Below are 18,947 nucleotides of genomic sequence, written 5' to 3' on the forward strand. Positions count from 1 at the left end.
ATGGAACTGGAATGCTCAAGAACGCGCTCAGCTCGCCGGTCGTCTACCAGAAGTTCCAGGAAATCGGCGGCTTCTTTGGCGCTCGCGTCAAGGCCATGGCTGAATTCCTGACGCTTGAGCCCGGAATGCGCATTCTCGATATCGGCTGCGGCCCCGGCAATATCCTCGACCACCTTCCCAAAGGCATCCATTACTTCGGTTTCGATGTCGACGACCGATATATCCGGCACGCCCAGAGATCCTTCGCGGGACGCGGAACATTCTTCTGCCGGCACTTTGACGCCAGAACCGTCGACCTCGTCCAGCCGGTCGATGTCGCCCTGATGAACGGCGTGCTGCATCACGTCACGGACGAGGAGCTTCGCCCTCTGCTTGATGCCATACGAGCAAGCCTTCGGCCTGGCGGCCTGCTGTTTACGCTCGACGGCTGCTACGTTCCCAACCAGCACTGGTTCAACAGGTGGATGCTGGACAATGATCGCGGCCGCTTCGTCCGGGACGAAGCCGGCTACCGCCGCGTGCTCCAGCGCTCCTTCGGCGACGTCGCGGTGCACGTGCGCGAGACCTATTCGCGGGTACCCTATACATTCGCCGTTGGCATCTCCCGCACGGCTGGCGGCGCGGGGCGCTTGCGCGATGTTCCGGTCGCCTGACCCTCGCCGCCACCGGCATTGGCAAGGCCCCGGCGAGCATGTCGCGATGATCGCCGGGGCCACCACTTGGGGGAATCCGCGATGCGCACGAGTTTGGTGTGAGCTGGCCGCCGGTAATGTTGGCGACCTCGCCAATGCGGCTTATAGTAACGGCGAAATTCGGCGTGCCCACCTTGGGCGATGTTGGCAAATGGTACCATCGTTCTCATGGCTGCAGCGACATCACCAGGTCATGACTTAACGTATTTCATGGCATTCTGTTTGTGATCAATGCAATTGCGGGCCGCCTCGGAGATTTGGTGGGCAGGGCTATTTCCTTCAGCAGGATACCATACTGCTCTTGGCGCCAAATAAACGGGTCCACTCGTCAGGATGCGTTCAACTTGGTTTGCCTGGCGGTCATGTGGGTTGCCGCAGCTCTGGCCATTGGCCCCCGGGGCGAATTTCCTCTTGTTGATGACTGGGTGTACCGCTGGTCCGTCGACGAATTATTGAACGGGCGCCTCATACTACATAGCTGGACGTCCGCGACGATGGTCGGCCACATCTTCTGGGGGGCGCTGTTCTCCAGGCTTTTCGGCTCGGGGTTCGAAGCCCTGCAAATATCGGGCTTGGTTGCGGGATTCTTGGGTGGGGCGGCATTATATTTCTGGCTTCGCAACGCTGGTGTTCAACCTGGCCGCGCATTCGCCGGTTCTCTGTGCCTCATCTTCAATCCATTGTATTTCGTTCTCTCCATTACATTCATGACCGACGTGCCTTACGTCGCCGCCCAGACCGCGGCCATGTGGGTTCTAGGTTACGCCTCCGCTCGAGGCGGCTTCGCAGCAGCGGCGACCGGTTGGCTCCTGGCCCTGTTCGCCCTGTCGATCCGCCAGGTCGGGGTTGCGATCCCTGCCGGGATCGGAATCGCCAACTTGTGGAGGGACGGTGTCCATTGGCGTTCCATCGCGACCGCCATAATCCCGGTGGTAGCATTCGTTGCGTTTCAGCAGGGGTTCGAGGCCTGGCTTGCCGCGAAAGGAGCGCTGCCGCTTCAGTTCGGCGTCAACTCCATCGAGATTGCGGATCGGCTGGCCGGACCGATCTCCGACATCATGAAACACGCCAGCATCGGCGTCGCCTATCTGTACATGTATGGCGGCTTGTTCATGCTTCCCGTCGTGATTCTGGCCTACCGGGACCTCATCGCGCAGCACCGATCGAACAGACTGATCATTCACGCCGCAACATTCGGAGCGGCGGGTATCGTCACACTCATTGTCATCCTGGTTCACCGTCCCATGCCCATTTGGGACCACGGCGTGCTGTCGTCTTCGGGGATTGCCCTCGGCCTCTACGGAATGCCCGAAGCGCCTGGCTGGCTCCGGGGCATTGTCACAGCGCTGGCGTCCGGCGGCGGCGCTATGGCCGTTGTCGTTCTTGGCACCCGGATACGGCAACTGCTCACCGGGAGCCTGCCGACCGAAGCAACGGCTGCGGTGGTGGCCGCGCTTGCCACCGGCGCAGTTCTATTCGCCCCCCTTTTGGTCATGCCAAACCGGTTCGATCGGTACCTCCTGCCCATCGTCCCCTGCATGATCGTCGTGATGCTGGTTTCGGGCAGCAACACGCGGCAACTCGGCACCCCCGCCGGCCACCGGGGCGCTCGGCTCGCCGCCTTGTCGTCGGTCGTTCTCTTCGCGGGCTTTGCCGCCTTTGCAATAGCCGGGACGCGCGACAGCTTGGCCGATCAGCGCGCGCGCCTGGCGGCGCTCAACCATGCGCTCTCGCTCGGCTACCCTCGCGATCAGATCAATGCCGGTTGGGTGCTCAATGGTTGGCACCTATATGGGCGGGTCGGCGCCTTGAAGGGGATCGGCGCGCTCGCCAGTTGGTATAATGATCCGCTGATCGAGATCGGACATCATCGGTCCCACGGCTACGAGGTGATCGCGCGCATGCCCGTCAACCGAACCTTGCCATGGGCTTGGGGTGCCGATGCGCCGGTTTTGGTTGAGCGCCGATTGCCCGGCGAGGGAACCTTTGTCGGCCCTCCCATGCAGAATCGTTGACCGGGACTCGAGGGGCCGCTTCCTCTCCGCGGCTGGACGGGGCCTGATTTTTGGCAATGCCTAGCGGAGCCGAACCGGAGTGCTATCGATTCTGTGTCCGTCTATGGCCTTCAAGAGCTTTGTGATCAAGGATTTGAGGCCCTCGCGGCGCTGGTTGAAGCGGTAGCAGGTTTCATCGAGGTAGAACTGGAAGAAGCACTTTTGCGTGCCTCGGTAGGGATAAAGCCAGTTCTTGGAATATGACCAGAAGCCCTCGATGCCGTTGATGTGGTCGCGTCCGACCGGGCACCACTTCTCCTCGCGGATGACGACATGGTCGCCACGCGGGCGCAAGGTTGCATAGGCCTGCCACTTATCGGTGTAGTAGAGCCAGCCCTCGCGGCTCCCGGCCTGTATCCCTTTCATGGTCGAGGTGCGGTCGCGCCCGGCGCGCTAGCCGCCCTGCCCCGGCTTCAGCCTGGCGTTGAGCCGCGGCCAGCGCCGGCCGATACGGATGGCGAGGCGCCGACGCGTACGGCGCACGAACGGACTGTCCACGGACAGAATCAGAAAGCCGACCGGGAACATCCAGGGCCCCAGCACCGGCAGAAAGCTGAACAGCCCGCCGACGATGAAGCCCCAGCCGAGCACACGCCGGCGCGGGCGCGTCGCCGGCACCGGCCAGTCGCGCCCAAACATCCGCAGCCGCTGCGGCGGCGCAAGGCCGGTTTCCGGTTCCATCCTCGCGATAAAGCCCGGCCCGGGCGTCCTGTCCACAGCGGCCATCGTTCGGCCATTCTGGCGGTTCATGGATAGTGTCTGTTCACAGGCCGTCGGCGCATCTTTCACGCTTGACCGCTTTCGCTCTTGGCAACCGTCGAAGACCTGTGTTATTCGCGCCGCTCACTCGCAGCGAGCGATGATCCTCGGTAGCTCAGTGGTAGAGCAACCGGCTGTTAACCGGTTGGTCGCTGGTTCGAATCCGGCCCGGGGAGCCAGTTTCGAGAAGGCGGAGAGACGCAATGTCTCTCCGCCTTTTTCGTTTCCGGGGATGAACCGGAACGAGCGGTGCGCGTATCCTCTCCTCGATGACCGATAGAGCACCCGTCCTCGTCTGGCTCCGCGACGACCTGAGACTTGGCGACAATCCCGCGCTCGACCGCGCCTGCGGCGCCGGCGCGCCGCTGATCCTCATCTATGTCCTCGACACCGATGGCGCTGGCGGACGGCCGCTCGGCGGCGCTGCCCGATGGTGGCTGGCGCAGAGCCTGAAGGCGCTGTCGGGCGCAATCGCGCGGCGCGGCGGTCGCCTCGTCCTGCGCTCCGGATCGCCCCGCGTCGTCATTCCCGCCATCGCGCGCGAAACCGGCGCGAGCCTTGTCACATGGAATCGCCGCTACGAGGCGGATGGAATCGCCTGCGACACCGCCATCAAGGCCGAGCTGAAGGCCAACGGTGTGGCGGTGGAGACCTTCTCGGCGAATCTCCTGCGCGAACCGTGGACGATCGAGACGCAGGCCGGCGCGCCGTTCAAGGTGTTCACCCCGTTCTGGCGCGCGCATGGCGGCCTTGGCGAGCCCCGCGCCGCCCTGCCCGCGCCCTCGAAGCTCTCCGATGGCTCGGGCGACCTCCTGAGCGAACGGCTCGACCACTGGAGGCTGGAACCCGCCTGCCCGAACTGGGCGGCTGAATTTCCCGGGCACTGGCAGCCGGGCGAGGACGGCGCGAAGGAAAGGCTCGCCGATTTCCTCGACGAGGATCTGCCGCACTACACCGGCGACCGCGACCGGCCGGACAAGGCTTTCACATCGCGGCTGTCGCCGCACCTGCGCTTCGGCGAAATCTCGCCGGTACAGATCTGGCACGCCGGCCAGCACGCTGCCGCAGCGCGCGGCGAGCGCGGCCTCGCGAAGTTCATGTCCGAGGTCGGCTGGCGCGAGTTTTCCTACCACCTGCTCTTTCACTGGCCGAAACTCGCCAGCGAGAACTTCCAGCCGCGTTTCGACGCCTTCGGCTGGGCCGACAATGCCGCCGCGCTCGAGGCGTGGCAGCAGGGCCGCACCGGCTATCCGCTGGTCGATGCCGGCATGCGGCAGCTCTGGCGAACCGGCTGGATGCACAACCGCGTGCGCATGATCGCCGCGTCCTTTCTGGTGAAGCATCTCCTGATCGACTGGCGCGTCGGCGAGCGCTGGTTCTGGGACACGCTTGTCGATGCCGATCCGGCCAGCAATGCCGCGAGCTGGCAATGGGTCGCTGGAACCGGGGCCGATGCCGCGCCCTATTTCCGTATCTTCAACCCGGTGCTGCAGGGCGAGAAGTTCGACCCGAACGGTGACTATGTCCGCCATTGGGTGCCGGAACTGGCCGCGCTCCCGGCCGAAGTGATCCATGCGCCGTGGCAGAACCGCAGGGCGCTGGAGGCAGTGGGCATCGTGCTCGGCCGCGACTATCCGGAGCCCGTCGTCGACCATGCCCGGGCACGCGCGAGGGCACTGGCCGCGCTCGCCGCCACGCGCGAAGCGGCGGGAGAGCATTGACGGCAATCCTTCGTTGCCTGCTGACGCGAAACCGATCGCACCCGTTGAACGTTTCTGGAATGCGCCTAATTTGTCCGGTGGCGCCGGATCGTCCCCGCCTGCAAAGGCCCATCGGGCTCGACGATCGCCCGGGGGCCTGCGCCGTCGTCGGATGGTCTGGTGCGACTGCTCCGTTGCACCATTCCGGAAGGCATTGCGCAGCCATGGGCCTCGAAACCACATCCCGTCCTTCGCAGACCGACACCATCGAAGTCACCCGCGACACACTGAAGCGCGTCGCCGCGGGCCTGCCCTCCCCGATGCGCGTCGCCCTCGGCTATGCGCTGAGCATCCGGCGCGGCCTGTTGACCATGCGGCTGCCGGATGGCCGCCGCCTCGTCTTTCGCGGCGCCGAACCCGGTCCCTCCGCCGACATCACCATCCATGATTTCCGCTTCGCCCGACGGCTCGTGCTCGACGGCGATATCGGCTTCGCGGAAGCCTTCATCCGGCGCGAATGGGACAGCCCCGACCCTGCCGGCTTCCTCTACTTCTTCTGCGTCAACACGGATTCGGTCCGCCATCTCACCCGCTACAACCCGCTCGCGCGGCTGATGCAGCGCTACCGCCACTGGCGCAACCGCAACACCAAGGCGCAGGCGCGGCGCAACATCGTCGCCCATTACGACCTCGGCAATGCCTTCTATCGCGCCTGGCTCGACCCCTCGATGACCTATTCCTCCGCCTATTTCGGCGCGGGTGCCGCGGACCTTCCCGCCGCCCAGCTCGCCAAATACCGGGCGCTGGCGGATCGCATCGGCCTGAAGCCCGGCGACCGCGTGCTGGAGATCGGCTGCGGCTGGGGCGGCTTCGCCGAGGTCGCCGCGAGGGAGTATGGCGCTGTCGTCACCGGGCTTACGCTCTCCGACGAGCAGCACGCCTATGCGACGCGCCGCATGGCGGAGGCGGGCCTTGCCGACCGGGTGACCATCAAGCTGCAGGACTATCGCGACGAACGGGGCCAGTACGACGCCGTCGCCTCGATCGAGATGTTCGAGGCCGTCGGCAGGGAATATTGGCCGGTCTTCTTCGACAAGGTGGCGGGATGCCTGAGGAGCGGCGGCCGCGCCGGGCTGCAGGTCATCACGCTCGCCGACAATCTCTGGAAGGACTACCTGCGCGAGATCGATTTCATCCGCGCCTATGTCTTTCCCGGCGGCATGCTGCCCACCGCGGCGCACCTGCGCGAGATGCCGCGGAAGGCCGGCCTCAATCTCCAGAGCGAGGAAGCCTTCGGGCAGGATTACGCGGCGACGCTGCGCATCTGGGCGGAGCGCTTCGGTGCCGTCTGGCCCGATCTGTTGCAACTCGGCTTCGACGAGCGGTTCCGGCGGCTATGGGTCTATTACCTCGCCTATTGCGAGGCGGGGTTTCGCGCCGGCACCATCGATGTCCGGCAACTCGCCTATGTACGGACCTGAACGGCCCGATCCTTCCTTCGGCGGCTTGAGCGACCGGCAGGGCTCGGCTAGCGTCGCCGGCCGGCCCTCAAGGCCGCGGAGCGCCGCATGACCGTCCATTCCTCCGTCGTCGATGCGATCGGCAACACGCCGCTCGTCAAGCTGAAGCGCGCGAGCGAGGCGACCGGCTGCACCATTCTCGGCAAGGCCGAGTTCATGAACCCCGGCCAGTCGGTGAAGGACCGTGCCGCCCTGTTCCTGATCCGCGATGCCATGGCCAAGGATCTCGTGCGCGCCGGCGGCACCATCGTCGAGGGCACGGCGGGCAATACCGGCATCGGCCTCGCCATGGTCGGGCGGGCGCTCGGGCTCGAATGCGTCATCGTCATCCCCGAGACCCAGAGCCAGGAAAAGAAGGATGCGCTGCGCCAGCTCGGCGCAAGCCTGATCGAGGTGCCGGCCGCGCCTTACGTCAATCCCAACAACTACGTGAAGGTCTCCGCGCGCACGGCCGAGCGGCTGGCGAAGGAAAACCCGAACGGCGCCTTCTGGGCGAACCAGTTCGACAATGTCGCCAACCGGCAGGCCCATATCGAGACGACGGGCCCAGAGATCTGGCGCGATACCGCCGGCAGGATCGACGGCTTCGTCTGCGCCATCGGCTCGGGCGGCACGCTGGCCGGCACGGCCATGGCGCTGAAGGAGCGGAACAGCAAGATCACCATCGGCTGTGCCGACCCCATGGGCGCGGCCATGTACGAGTGGTTCACCAACGGCCAGCTCAAATCCTCCGGCTCATCGATCACGGAGGGCATCGGTCAGGGCCGGGTGACGAAGAACATCGAGGGCGCGCCGGTCGATATCGCATTCCAGATTCCCGACGAGGAGGCGATCCCCGTCATGTTCGACCTGCTCGACCACGAGGGCCTCTGCGTCGGCCCGTCCACCGGCATCAATGTCGCCGGTGCGATCCGGCTTGCGAAACATCTCGGCCCCGGCCACACGGTCGTGACCATCCTCTGCGACTACGGCTTCCGCTATGCCTCCAAGATCTACGATCCCGCCTTCCTGCGCTCGAAGGGCCTTTCCGTTCCGCGCTGGCTGGAGCGCAAGGCCGAGCCGCTCGTCGATCTCGTTCCGGTGACCTGATGGCGACCGAATTCCTGTTCCGCGACGACGCCTATCTCACCGAATGCGACGCGACCGTCACAGCCGTCACCGAGAAGGACGGGGCTATCGGCGTCGCGCTCGACCGCACCGTGTTCTACCCGACCGGCGGCGGGCAGCCCGGCGATGTCGGCAGCCTCAGTTTCGGCGGCCAGACCGTGGCGGTGGCGACGGCAGTCTATGGCGAAACCAAGCAGGACATCGTTCACGTTCTGGCTCCGGGCTCCGCCGCACCCGCCGTTGGCGCGACGGCAAGAGCCATCATCGACTGGCCGGTCCGCCACAGGCGGATGCGCATGCATACCGGTCTGCACCTGCTCTCGGTCGTCCTGCCCTTTCCGGTGACCGGCGGATCGGTCGGCACGGACGAGGGTCGGCTCGATTTCGACATTCCGGAATCCGGCCTCGACCGCGACGACATCACCGCGAAGCTGAACGACCTGATCGACAGGGACGCCGAAGTCACCGAGCGCTGGATCACCGATGCCGAGCTCGAAGCCAATCCCGGCCTCGTCAAGACCATGTCGGTGAAGCCGCCGATGGGATCGGGGCGCGTGCGCCTCGTCTCGATCGAGGGGCTGGACCTCCAGCCCTGCGGCGGCACCCATGTGAAGCGGACCGCCGAAATCGGGCGCCTCGTTGTGTCCGCGATCGAAAAGAAGGGCAAGCAGAACCGGCGCGTGCGCGTCGTGTTCGGCTAGAGCATTTTCAAGCGAAGTGAGCATCGGTTCGCGTTAAGAAAATGCGACAAGACAACAATTTGGGGATTCCCACCTTTTAAGGAAAGGTGGAAAACTCCGAAGGAGAACGATTGACATGACCGCCCTGCCCTCGACCTGGCTGCGCTCGACCGACTGGCTTGCCGAGCATCTCGGCTATCCCGACCTCGTCGTGCTCGACGGCTCCTATTACCTCCCGACGCAGAAGCGCGACGCCGATGCCGAATTCCTCGCCGGCCACATTCCCGGCGCACAGCGCTTCGACATCGACGTGGTGAAGGACAAGGACAACGACCTGCCGCACATGATGCCGGATGCCACCGCCTTCGCGGCGGCCTGCCGCAAGCTCGGCATCGGCGACGGCAAGTCGGTGCTGGTCTATGACGGCGCCGGGCTGTTTTCGGCGCCGCGCGTCTGGTGGATGTTCCGCACCTTCGGCGTCGAGCGCGTGTTCATCCTGGATGGCGGTCTGCCCAAATGGGTCGCCGAAGGCCGCGAGGTCGAAACCGGCCCGGCCCGCCCCCGCGAGGCGCGCCATTTCACCGCCCGCCGCAACCATGGCGCGGTCGCCGACCTCGGCGACGTCAAGAAGGCGCTCGCCAGCGGCAAAACGCAGGTGGTCGATGCCCGTTCCGCCGAGCGCTTCCGCGGCGAGGCGCCGGAGCCCCGGGCGGGCCTGAAGTCCGGCCACATGCCCGGCGCGTTCAACGTGCCTTCCTCGGCGCTGGTGGAAAACGGCCGCCTCGTCTCGCAGGAGCGCATCCGCACCGCCTTTGCCGCGGCGGGTGTCGATCTCGACAAGCCGGTGATCACCAGCTGCGGCTCGGGCGTCTCCGCCGGCATCCTCTGGCTCGGGCTCGAGGCGCTCGGCAAGCAGCCGGCGGGCCTCTACGACGGCTCGTGGAGCGAATGGGGCGCGCGCGACGACTGCCCGGTGGCGACCGGGCCAGCGAAATAGGCCGAAGCGCAAGCCCCCTCGTTTCAGGCGACGAGGGCCACGAGCGTCAGGCCAAAAGCCGCCACACAGACAAGAACGCGCAGGCGATGCCAGGCCGCCCAGCGCGCCAGGGCTGCCGGCAGGTCTGCGGCGGGCACGGCATGCCGCGCGAAGGCGTCGTTGGCCGCCTTGAAGTAGACGAGGTAGATGACGACCAGACTGCCGGCCAGCACGGCCGCGGCGATCGCCGCGAGGCTGCGCGGCGCGAGGCCCCCGGACTGCAAGGTGACCTGCACGGCCGCCAGCACGGCGGCCGGCGGCGCCGCCATCGTCAGCGGCGCGAAGAAGCGATAGAGCAGCGGCCCGTAGGTTGGGTGGAGTTCGTAAAACGTCTCCGCCGACAGCGTGCGCCAATAAGGCAACAGCAGCCGGTCTTCGGCCAGCAGGGCACCAGCGAGAAGACCGAGACTGGCGGCTGCGATGAACGGCAGCAGATGGCTTGCCAAACCCGTCACGCGCGCTCCCGGCCTACCCCCGATCAGTGCAGGATCTGGCTGAGGAACAGCTTGGTCCGCTCGTGCTGCGGGTTGGAGAAGAACGCGTTGGGCTCGTTCATCTCGATGATCTGCCCGTAATCCATGAAGATCACGCGGTTGGCGACCTGCCGGGCGAAGCCCATTTCATGGGTGACGCAGAGCATGGTCATGCCCTCCTCCGCGAGGCCGACCATGGTGTCGAGCACTTCCTTGACCATTTCGGGATCGAGCGCCGAGGTCGGCTCGTCGAACAGCATGATCTTCGGGCTCATGCAGAGCGCACGGGCGATGGCGACGCGCTGCTGCTGACCGCCCGAGAGCTGGCCCGGATATTTCAGCGCCTGTTCGGGAATGCGGACGCGCTTGAGATAGTGCATCGCGACCTCTTCGGCGTCCTTCTTGGGCATCTTCTTCACCCAGATCGGCGCCAGCGTGCAGTTCTCAAGGATCGTCAGGTGCGGGAACAGGTTGAAGTGCTGGAACACCATACCGACCTCGCGGCGGATGCCGTCGATGCGCTTGAGGTCGTTGGTCAGTTCCACGCCATCGACGATGATCGTGCCCTGCTGATGCTCCTCCAGCCGGTTGATGCAGCGGATCATGGTCGACTTGCCGGAGCCGGAAGGCCCGCAGATGACGATGCGCTCGCCGCGATGGACCGAGAGGTTGATGTCCTTCAGGACATGGAACTCTCCGTACCATTTGTGCATGCCGGAAATGCTGATCGCCACCTCGTTCGAGGTGGTCGGCATATGCGCGGGGGCTGGGCTGGCCATGCGTGAACTCCTGGACGGTACGAGCGCTCGCTCTTAGCGGCGACGGCCGGTATTGAGGCGCTTCTCGACGAAGATCGAGTAGCGGGACATGAAGTAGCAGAAGGCGAAGTAGATGATGCCGGCGAAGGCGAAGCCTGTATAGAGCGTCACCGGGCTTGCCCATTGGGGATCGGTGAAACCGGCGCGCAGGCCGCCGAGCAGGTCGAAGATCGCGACGATGGAGACCAGCGTCGTGTCCTTGAACAGGCCGATAAAGGCGTTGACGATGCCGGGGATCACCAGCTTCAGCGCCTGCGGCATGACGATCAGGCCCATCATGCGCGGATAGTTAAGGCCGAGCGCCATGGCGCCCTCGAACTGGCCCTTGGGGATGGCCTGAAGGCCGCCGCGGATCGTCTCGGCCATATAGGCGCCCGAGAACAGCGAAACGCCGACCAGCACGCGCAGCATGGCGTCGGGCGAGCGCTCCAGGAACAGCGGCAGCATGTAGGTCGCGAAGAACAGCACGGTGATCAGCGGCACGCCGCGCACCAGTTCGATCATGCCGACCGACAGGAAGCGGATGATCGGCATCTTCGAGCGTCGGCCCAGGGCGAGGGCGACGCCGATCGGCAGGGCCGCGACGATGCCGGTGGTCGCCACGACGAGCGTGACCAGCAACCCGCCCCACTGGCGGGTCTCGACCACGGGAAGCGCCGGCGCGTTGAAGACGCCGAGGCGGACCAGCGCGAAGGCGACGAAGGCGACGAAGGCCGCGATGCCTCCATAGGTGAGCCAGGTATCGAGCGGCCTGTTCTCCATGACGCCGAGCGCCAGCGCCGCAATGGTGCCGAACAGGACAGCGACGGCCAGTATCTCCATGCCGCCAAGACCGAGCAGCCGCCATGCGACCACGCCGCCGACGACCATGGCGAGAGCAATGGCGCCATAGAGCATGGTCGGCTGGTTGAGCGCTTTCTCCGACAGGCTGACGAAATGGACGATCAGCAGGCCGAGGGCGGCAATGGTGCCGAGCCAGGCAATGACGCTCAGCCACGGATTGATGACCGAGCCGCCGTAGAGAAGGATGAAGGCAAGGATCGGAAAGACGCCGAAGAACAGGATGGCGTTGAGCGCCTTGCGCGGCACGGACGGAATCAGCAGCGGCACGAGCAGCGCAAGCGCGATGATATAGGTCAGATTGACCCGCCAGCGGTGTTCGACGGGATAGAAGCCGTACATGAACTGGCCGAATTTCGCCCAGATGAAGGGCCAGCACGCACCCACCGAGCGGCCGACCTTCTCGTCGAGGCAGGCGTCACGGTCGGCGCCGGTCCAGACCGCGCGGATGATGGTGAAGTCGACGAAGGTCCAGATCAGCTTGTAGGCGATGTAGGCGCCGATCAGCGTCAGGACGATCTGCAACGGCGACGAGAACAGATTGGCGCGCGCCCAGCCCCAGGGGCCGACGAGGTTCGCCGGCGGCGGCGCCGGCTGGATCAGTTCGGAACGGATGAAGCTGTCGGAAGCGGTGGTGGTCATGGCAGCGCCCTCACCGTTCCACCAGCGCGATGCGCTCGTTGTACCAGTTCATGAAGATCGAGGTGACGATGGAGATGGTCAGGTAACAGCCCATCCACATGGCGATGATCTCGATCGCCTGTCCGGTCTGGTTGAGGATGGTGCCGCCGACCGAGACCATGTCCGGATAGCCGATGCCCACCGCCAGCGACGAGTTCTTGGCAAGGTTCAGGTACTGGCTGGTCAGTGGCGGGATGATCACCCTGAGCGCCTGCGGAATGACGATGAGGTTGAGGATGCGGCCCTCCGCGAGGCCGAGCGAGCGGCCCGCCTCCGTCTGGCCGTGACTGACCGCCTGGATGCCGGCGCGGACGATCTCGCCGATGAAGGCGGCTGTGTAGGCGACCAGCGCGATGACCAGCGCGACGAATTCAGGGATGATCGTCATGCCGCCGGTCAGGTTGAAGCGCCCCTGTTCGGCATAGTTGAACGAGATCGGCATGCCCGTCGCGAGATAGGCGAGGATCGGCAGGCCGATGATGATGCCCCACATGGCCGGCACGACCGGAAACTGCTCGCCGGTCTCGGCCTGCCGCTTGTAGGCCCAGGAGCGAACCACGAAGGCCGCGACGATGCCGAGGACCAGCGCCACGCCGATCCACACCGCACCGGCCTCGAAGACCGGGCGCGGCGCGGTGATGCCGCGCTGGTTGGCGAAGAACAGCCCGAACAGCGAATAGGAATTGCGCGGGGCCGGCATGGCCGCGAGCACCGCGAGATACCAGAACAGGATCTGGAACAGCAGCGGCAGGTTGCGGATGATCTCGACGTACCAGTAGGCGATCTTGGAGATCACCCAGTTGGGCGAGAGGCGCGCCACGCCGACGGCGAAGCCGAGGATCGTCGCGAGGAAAATACCGACAACGGCGACGAGCAGCGTGTTCAGGAGGCCGATGACGAAGGCCCGGCCGTAGGACATCGATTCCGCCCAGGGGATGAGCGTCTGCGAGATGCCGAAGCCGGCCGTCTGGTCGAGGAAGCCGAATCCCGCGGCGATGCGCTGGTTGGTCAGGTTGGTGACGGCGTTGGAGATGGCCGTGTAGATCACGAAGATCAGCAGGGCGAGCGCCAGAGCCTGAAAGATCAGGCTGCGAACCTTCGGATCGTTGAAAAACGCCACTTTGGGCGCAACGTCCCCGCGCGCGGGCAACGTGCCGTCCGTCATGTCAGCCATCCCCATCTCTGGCCCGGCGAGAGGCTCTTCTCGTTCCCTTTTGGGGCGGAGAGCCAGTTCTTCACCGAATGCACGTCCCGGATCGTGGACCCGGGACGCGCGTCATGTCCAGTCGTTTTCGCAGTCGCGAACAGCGATTAGCGGATCGGCGGCGCGTATTGCAGGCCGCCCTTGTTCCACAGCGCGTTCAGGCCGCGGGAGATGCCGAGACGGGTGGTCGGGCCGACATTGCGGTCGAAGACCTCGGCATAATTGCCGACATGGCGGACGATGCGCACCACCCAGTCCTTGGTCAGGCCGAGCGCCTCGCCGTTATTGCCCTCGATGCCGAGCACGCGGCGAATCTCCGGATTGGTCGACTGCAGCATCTGGTCGAGATTGGCCTTGCTGATGTTCAGCTCCTCGGCCGTGATCATGGCGAAATGGGTCCACTTGACGATGTCCATCCACTGGTCGTCGCCATGGCGGACCGCCGGTCCGAGCGGCTCCTTGGAGATGATCTCCGGCAGGACCATGTGATCGTCCGGGCGCTGCAGCTTGACGCGCTCGGCATAGAGGCCCGAGGCGTCCGTGGTGAACACGTCGCAGCGGCCGGCGTCATAGGCCTTCACGGTCTCGTCGGCCGTGGCGAACACGACCGGCTCGTACTTCAGGTTGTTGGCGCGGAAGAAGTCCGCGACGTTCAGCTCGGTGGTCGTGCCGGTCTGCACGCAGACGGAGGCGCCGGAAAGCTCGCGGGCGCTCTTCACGTTGAGCGACTTGCGGACCATGAAGCCCTGGCCGTCATAGTAGTTGACGACCGAGAAGTTCAGGCCCAGCGAGGTGTCGCGCTGCAGCGTCCAGGTCGTGTTGCGCGACAGCACGTCGATCTCGCCGGACTGAAGCGCCGTGAAGCGGTCCTTGGCCGACAGCGGCGAGAAGCGGACCTTCGAGGGATCGTTGAACACGGCGGCGGCGAGCGCGCGGCAGAAATCGACGTCCATGCCGGTCCAGTTGCCAGCGCTGTCGGGCATCGAGAAGCCGGCGAGCCCCTGCGTCACGCCGCACTGGATGAAGCCCTTGGCCTGGATGTTCTGCAATGTCGTCCGGCCCGGCGTCTGCGCCAGCGCCATGGTGGCGCCAAAGCTCATCGCCGCGCCGAGGGCGATGGTAGATACGATCCGTTTCATGGTGGCAGCCTTTCCCACTCTGTCTGTTGCAGTCGGCGGCGACTGTTGATTCAGTCGCGCGGCGTGTCGTGCGGCTGACGGCCGTTCCCCTGATTTCAGGGCCGTCAGACCCCGCATATCTGCATCACAGGCCATCTCCAAGCGGGGGTCAAGGGCTTGACGCCTTCCCATCCGGCCGGGGAAATGACGTCCCTTCCCGGCCATGGCGGCCACACCTTCCGCAGTCTCGAGGCATTTCATGACAGGCTCGTCCGACACCAAGCGGCTCTCCGAGCGCACGCGGCTCGTCATCGGAGGGCGCAAGCCGGCCGAGCAGTTCGGCTTCGTCAATACGCCGATCTATCGCGGCTCGACCGTGCTCTACCCGACCTACGAGGAACTGAAGGCCCGCCGGCAGAAATTCGTCTACGGCACCAAGGGAACGCCGACGATTCTGGCGCTGGAAGAGGCCTGGGCCGACATTTCCGGCGCCGCCGGCACCGTCCTCGTGCCGTCCGGCCTTGCCGCCATCGTGGTGGCGCTCCAGTCCTGCCTCAAGGCCGGCGACCACATGCTGGTGACGGATTCCGTCTATCGCCCGACCCGGCAATATGCCGACGGCCTGCTGAAGCGCTTCGGCGTCGAGACCACCTACTACGACCCGCTCGTCGGGGCGGGGATCGCCGATCTGATGCGGCCAAATACCACGGTGGTATTTACCGAGGCGCCGGGCTCGCAGAGCTTCGAGATGCAGGACATTCCGGCCATCGCCGAGGCGGCCCACGCGCGCGGCGCCGTGGTGGTGATGGACAATACCTGGGCGACGCCCCTGCTCTTCCCGCCGCACGAGCGCGGCGTCGACATCGCCATCGAGGCCGGCACCAAATATCTCGGCGGCCATTCCGACCTGCTGATGGGCCTCGTCACCGCCAACGAGCGCTGCTGGCCGGCGCTGCGGCAGACCTATGACCTGATGGCGATCGGTGCCGGGCCGGAGGACACGTTCCTGGCGCTGCGCGGCCTGCGCACGATGAAGCTGCGGCTGGACGAGGCCGGCCGGCAGGGCATGGCCATGGCCGAATGGCTCCAGTCCCGGCCGGAGGTGAAGACGCTGCTGCACCCCGCCTTCCCGTCCCATCCCGGCCATGCCATCTGGAAGCGCGACTTCAAGGGTGCTTCCGGCCTGTTCTCGGTCATCCTGCACCCGGTGTCCGAGACGCAGCTCGCCGCCTTCCTCGACGGGCTGGAGCTGTTCGGCATGGGCTATTCCTGGGGCGGCTACGAGAGCCTCGTCGTGCCGTTCGACTGCGCGCCCTACCGCACGGCGACGGAGTGGAACCCCGGCGGCACGGCCTTGCGCTTCCAGATCGGTCTGGAGGACGTGAAGGACCTGCAGGCCGACCTCGCCGCCGGGTTCGAGCGGATGAAGGCGGTTTCCTGAGGCACGACCTCGAAAAGTGAGAACCGGTTTTCGGACCAGATCATGCTTCGCCGGGGAGCGAGCCCCGGCGGCTCGCTTCCGACGGCGTGAACCTGGCGCGAAGCCTCAGCCGCGCAGGCGGCGCCCGAAGGTCGCCAGCGCCTGCGCCAGTCTCCGGCGCGGCATGGGCATCGGCGCATGCCCGTCGCCGGGGAGGAAGACGAGGCCGCGGCGCGCGAACCAGTTGCGCGTCATGACCGTGAACCAGGCGCCCCAGAGCGAGCCGACCACGATATCGGTGAAATAGTGCGCATCGACGCCGACCCGGCTGAAGGCGACGACGGCCGCCACGGCCAGCAGCGGCCAGCGCCAGCGCGGAAACAGGAAGGCGAAGGACAGCGCGATGGCGAAGGCGGTCTGCGAATGGCCCGAAGGGAAACTCGCATAGGACGCCTGCCAGCTCGGGAACTGGAAATGCAGCGCGCCGAATTCCTCGAAATAGCGCGGCCGGCCACGGGCGATGATGCGCTTGACGATGGAGATGATCAGGCCGGAGCCGCCGACCGCGATGAAAACGAAGGCGAGCCGCGCGCAGAGCGCCAGCACCACCCGGTCGGCGAAGCGTCGCGCTGGCGGCACCACCGCGAGAATCGCGAGAATCGCCACGCCGCTCGGGATCAGCACCCAGCCTGACTTGCCGACATCGGTGACGATCTGGAAGAAGCGTGCCTGTCCCGGCGACAGCAGATGGCGGCTGCCCTGGATGACAGGATCGAGATAGGCCATGCCAGCCAGCACCAGCGCGAGGCCGAGGGCGACCGCGCAGAACCATTCGGCCCAGCTTGGAAACAGCGCGAAGACCGGCGTTGCCACCGGGCGCGGCGGGCGAAGGAGCCGGCGCACGCCATCGACGAAGGCGGCCGCGAACAGGTCGAGGCGCGCGCGCAGGCCCTCGGCGGGGCCCGGGTGGGTGTCGATGTGTGTCTCCGTCATGGTCCGGGGGCTATCCTTCGGTTGCCGGCCGCTTGCCTCATTCTAGAGCAATCGTCAGGCCGCGTCAGGGCGTGCGCCGCACAAAGCAGGTGACGACCGGTGCTTTCGGGTGTAGACGGCCGCGTTTCCAACGCTCTGCTTGGGGTCCGATGCTCGGTTATTTCGCCCTCACCGGCTTCATCGCCACCATTCCCGCCGCCAACTGGCTGATCGGCAATGTCGGCACGACCTGCGTGCCGAACGGCCCCTGCCTCATCCCGGTCGGTTTCGGGCTGATGGCGCCGAGCGGCGTGCTGATGATCGGCCTCGCCCTCGTCCTGCGCGACGTCGTCCAGCGCACGCTCGGCATCGGCTGGTCGCTTGGCGGCATCATCATGGGCGCGGCGCTGTCATGGTCCGTCGCGGCACCGTCGCTGGCGCTCGCCTCGGCCGCGGCCTTCCTGTTCTCCGAACTCGCCGATACCGCAGTCTATACGCCGCTGGCGAAGCGCCGACTGATCACCGCGGTCCTCGCCTCCAGCCTCGTCGGCACCGCCATCGACAGCGCGCTGTTCCTGTGGCTCGCCTTCGGCTCGGTGGCGCTGCTGCCCGGCCTCGTCCTCGGCAAGGTCTGGATGGTGTCGATGGCGACGCTGGTGCTCTGGCTCAACCGCCGCCGGTGGCAGGACAAGGCGGCCTGACCCGGGCTCCTATTCGATCCGGACTTTCGTTTCCTCGACGACCTTCCTCCAGAAGACGATCTCGTCCCTCAGCGACCGCGCGAACTCCGCCGGCCCCTTGTTGACGACATCGAAGCCGACATCGGCGAGCCGCTGCCGCGCCGCCGGCTGCTGCAGGAATTCCGAGACTTCGCGGTTGATCGTGGTCGCCACCTCGTCCGGCGTGCCGCGCGGCGCCATGATGCCGACCCAGGTGTCCCCGGTGATCTCCGGGAAGCCCTGCTCCGCCATGGTCGGCACGTTCGGCAAGAGCGGCGAGCGCCGCTCGCCGGTCACCGCCAGCGCCTTCAGCCGCCCGCCCGATATCATCGGGCCGGCGGAAGCCATGGTTGTCCAGGCGCTCGAAATCTGGTTGCCGACGACCGCCTGAATAGCCGGCCCGGCCCCCGGGAAGGTCACCGCCACCATGTCGAGCTTCTGCGTCACCTTCAGCCGCTCGGCGAGCAGGTGCCCCTGCGTGCCGAGGCCGCCATGGGCATAGTTCTGGTTCGGTCGGGCCCTCAGATCCGCGACGAAGTCGCGGGCATTGCCGGCCGTCACCGAGGGATGGACCGAGAGCACGTGGGTCGACGACACCGACTGGTTGATCGGCACGAAATCGGCGACCGGATCGTATTGGAGATTGCTGAAGATCGACGGATTGACCGCATGGGTCGAGAGCGCGAACAAGAGCGTGTAGCCGTCGGGCGCGGACCGCGCCGCCTGCGCCGTGCCGCGATTGCCGGTCGCGCCCGCGACATTCTCGACGACGAATTGCTGGCCGAATTTTTGCGACAGGTGCTGGCAGGCGAGCCGCGCATAGACATCGACCGTGCCGCCCGGAGCGAAGGTGACGATGGCGCGCACGGGCCGCGCCGGATAGGCCTGCGCCCGCACGACGGGTGGCGAGGCGAGCAAGGCAAGCGACCCGCCAGCAAAGGCACTCAGCCGTCTGCGGCTAACGAAGAAGTCGGAAGGCCCACCGGACCGGTCACGCGCGGGAGGCTTGCCCATCTGTCGTCATCCCCTGCCTGAGCCCGCGAGATGCCGGGCGCATCAGACTGACAGTGGGAATAGAGGGTGGCAATCGGCGGTGGCGCGCATTTTCGATGACGCGAGCGGGTGGGAAGCTTCGACACCACCCACAGAGCATC

At 66.0% G+C, this 18,947-nt stretch carries 18 protein-coding genes and 1 tRNA gene; 10 read left to right on the forward strand and 9 right to left on the reverse strand.

The window, feature by feature from the left end:
- Window positions 1-11: 11 nt before the first annotated feature.
- Both JNK84_RS11995 and JNK84_RS12000 read left to right on the forward strand, forming a co-directional pair.
- Window positions 12-653: an SAM-dependent methyltransferase gene (locus JNK84_RS11995; protein WP_293424359.1), complete on the forward strand. Its 642-nt coding sequence runs from the start codon at window positions 12-14 to the stop codon at window positions 651-653.
- Window positions 654-1,186: 533 nt separating this feature from the next.
- Window positions 1,187-2,707, forward strand: coding sequence for a hypothetical protein (locus JNK84_RS12000; RefSeq protein ID WP_293424361.1), 1,521 nt, complete (start codon window positions 1,187-1,189; stop codon window positions 2,705-2,707).
- A 60-nt stretch (window positions 2,708-2,767) separates the two neighbouring features.
- Here the strand turns inward: JNK84_RS12000 and JNK84_RS12005 are convergent, their stop codons facing one another.
- The gene (locus tag JNK84_RS12005; RefSeq protein ID WP_293424363.1) at window positions 2,768-3,112 is read right to left on the reverse strand and encodes a transposase; all 345 of its coding nucleotides are present in this window, start codon (window positions 3,110-3,112) and stop codon (window positions 2,768-2,770) included.
- A gap of 27 nt (window positions 3,113-3,139) precedes the next feature.
- Window positions 3,140-3,496: a hypothetical protein gene (locus tag JNK84_RS12010; protein WP_293424365.1), complete on the reverse strand. Its 357-nt coding sequence runs from the start codon at window positions 3,494-3,496 to the stop codon at window positions 3,140-3,142.
- A 113-nt stretch (window positions 3,497-3,609) separates the two neighbouring features.
- Between JNK84_RS12010 and JNK84_RS12015 the strand changes: the two genes are divergently transcribed.
- From JNK84_RS12015 to sseA, 6 genes are all read left to right on the forward strand, one after another.
- Window positions 3,610-3,684 (forward strand) — tRNA-Asn (locus tag JNK84_RS12015).
- A gap of 90 nt (window positions 3,685-3,774) precedes the next feature.
- Window positions 3,775-5,226: a cryptochrome/photolyase family protein gene (locus JNK84_RS12020; protein ID WP_293424367.1), complete on the forward strand. Its 1,452-nt coding sequence runs from the start codon at window positions 3,775-3,777 to the stop codon at window positions 5,224-5,226.
- Between the two features lie 203 nt (window positions 5,227-5,429).
- Window positions 5,430-6,686, forward strand: coding sequence for an SAM-dependent methyltransferase (locus tag JNK84_RS12025; RefSeq protein ID WP_293424369.1), 1,257 nt, complete (start codon window positions 5,430-5,432; stop codon window positions 6,684-6,686).
- Between the two features lie 87 nt (window positions 6,687-6,773).
- Window positions 6,774-7,814: a cysteine synthase A gene (locus JNK84_RS12030; protein ID WP_293424371.1), complete on the forward strand. Its 1,041-nt coding sequence runs from the start codon at window positions 6,774-6,776 to the stop codon at window positions 7,812-7,814.
- Entirely contained in the window at window positions 7,814-8,533 is a 720-nt protein-coding gene (locus JNK84_RS12035) for an alanyl-tRNA editing protein (RefSeq protein WP_293424373.1), read from the forward strand. Before JNK84_RS12030 ends, JNK84_RS12035 begins: the two co-directional genes overlap by 1 nt.
- Window positions 8,534-8,648: 115 nt before the next feature.
- Window positions 8,649-9,509 carry a 3-mercaptopyruvate sulfurtransferase gene (sseA, locus tag JNK84_RS12040; RefSeq protein WP_293424375.1) on the forward strand — a complete coding sequence of 287 codons (861 nt, stop codon included), beginning with the start codon at window positions 8,649-8,651 and terminating at the stop codon, window positions 9,507-9,509.
- Window positions 9,510-9,532: 23 nt separating this feature from the next.
- Here the strand turns inward: sseA and JNK84_RS12045 are convergent, their stop codons facing one another.
- From JNK84_RS12045 to JNK84_RS12065, 5 genes are all read right to left on the reverse strand, one after another.
- A complete protein-coding gene (locus tag JNK84_RS12045) occupies window positions 9,533-10,003 on the reverse strand; it encodes a hypothetical protein (RefSeq protein WP_293424377.1) in 471 nt (156 codons plus the stop codon).
- A 23-nt stretch (window positions 10,004-10,026) separates the two neighbouring features.
- Window positions 10,027-10,776: an amino acid ABC transporter ATP-binding protein gene (locus JNK84_RS12050; RefSeq protein WP_441343242.1), complete on the reverse strand. Its 750-nt coding sequence runs from the start codon at window positions 10,774-10,776 to the stop codon at window positions 10,027-10,029.
- Window positions 10,777-10,833: 57 nt separating this feature from the next.
- Complete coding sequence (locus JNK84_RS12055) at window positions 10,834-12,321, reverse strand: amino acid ABC transporter permease (protein ID WP_293424381.1); 1,488 nt, start codon at window positions 12,319-12,321, stop codon at window positions 10,834-10,836.
- Window positions 12,322-12,331: 10 nt separating this feature from the next.
- On the reverse strand, window positions 12,332-13,525 hold the full coding sequence (locus JNK84_RS12060; protein WP_293424934.1) for an amino acid ABC transporter permease: 1,194 nt from the start codon (window positions 13,523-13,525) through the stop codon (window positions 12,332-12,334).
- A 146-nt stretch (window positions 13,526-13,671) separates the two neighbouring features.
- Window positions 13,672-14,646, reverse strand: coding sequence for an amino acid ABC transporter substrate-binding protein (locus JNK84_RS12065; RefSeq protein ID WP_441343243.1), 975 nt, complete (start codon window positions 14,644-14,646; stop codon window positions 13,672-13,674).
- Window positions 14,647-14,941: 295 nt separating this feature from the next.
- On the opposite strand from JNK84_RS12065, the gene metC reads away from it, so the two are divergent.
- Window positions 14,942-16,123: a cystathionine beta-lyase gene (gene metC, locus JNK84_RS12070; RefSeq protein WP_293424385.1), complete on the forward strand. Its 1,182-nt coding sequence runs from the start codon at window positions 14,942-14,944 to the stop codon at window positions 16,121-16,123.
- Window positions 16,124-16,228: 105 nt separating this feature from the next.
- On the opposite strand, the gene JNK84_RS12075 is transcribed toward metC, so the two are convergent.
- Window positions 16,229-17,095: a phosphatase PAP2 family protein gene (locus JNK84_RS12075; RefSeq protein WP_293424387.1), complete on the reverse strand. Its 867-nt coding sequence runs from the start codon at window positions 17,093-17,095 to the stop codon at window positions 16,229-16,231.
- A 149-nt stretch (window positions 17,096-17,244) separates the two neighbouring features.
- Between JNK84_RS12075 and JNK84_RS12080 the strand changes: the two genes are divergently transcribed.
- Window positions 17,245-17,775, forward strand: a complete 531-nt coding sequence (locus tag JNK84_RS12080) for a VUT family protein (RefSeq protein ID WP_293424389.1) — start codon at window positions 17,245-17,247, stop codon at window positions 17,773-17,775.
- A 9-nt stretch (window positions 17,776-17,784) separates the two neighbouring features.
- Here the strand turns inward: JNK84_RS12080 and JNK84_RS12085 are convergent, their stop codons facing one another.
- Window positions 17,785-18,807, reverse strand: coding sequence for a Bug family tripartite tricarboxylate transporter substrate binding protein (locus JNK84_RS12085; RefSeq protein WP_293424391.1), 1,023 nt, complete (start codon window positions 18,805-18,807; stop codon window positions 17,785-17,787).
- Between the last annotated feature and the right edge of the window lie 140 nt (window positions 18,808-18,947).

This window comes from Phreatobacter sp. (assembly GCF_016793595.1).
Classification (GTDB): Bacteria; Pseudomonadota; Alphaproteobacteria; order Rhizobiales; family Phreatobacteraceae; genus Phreatobacter.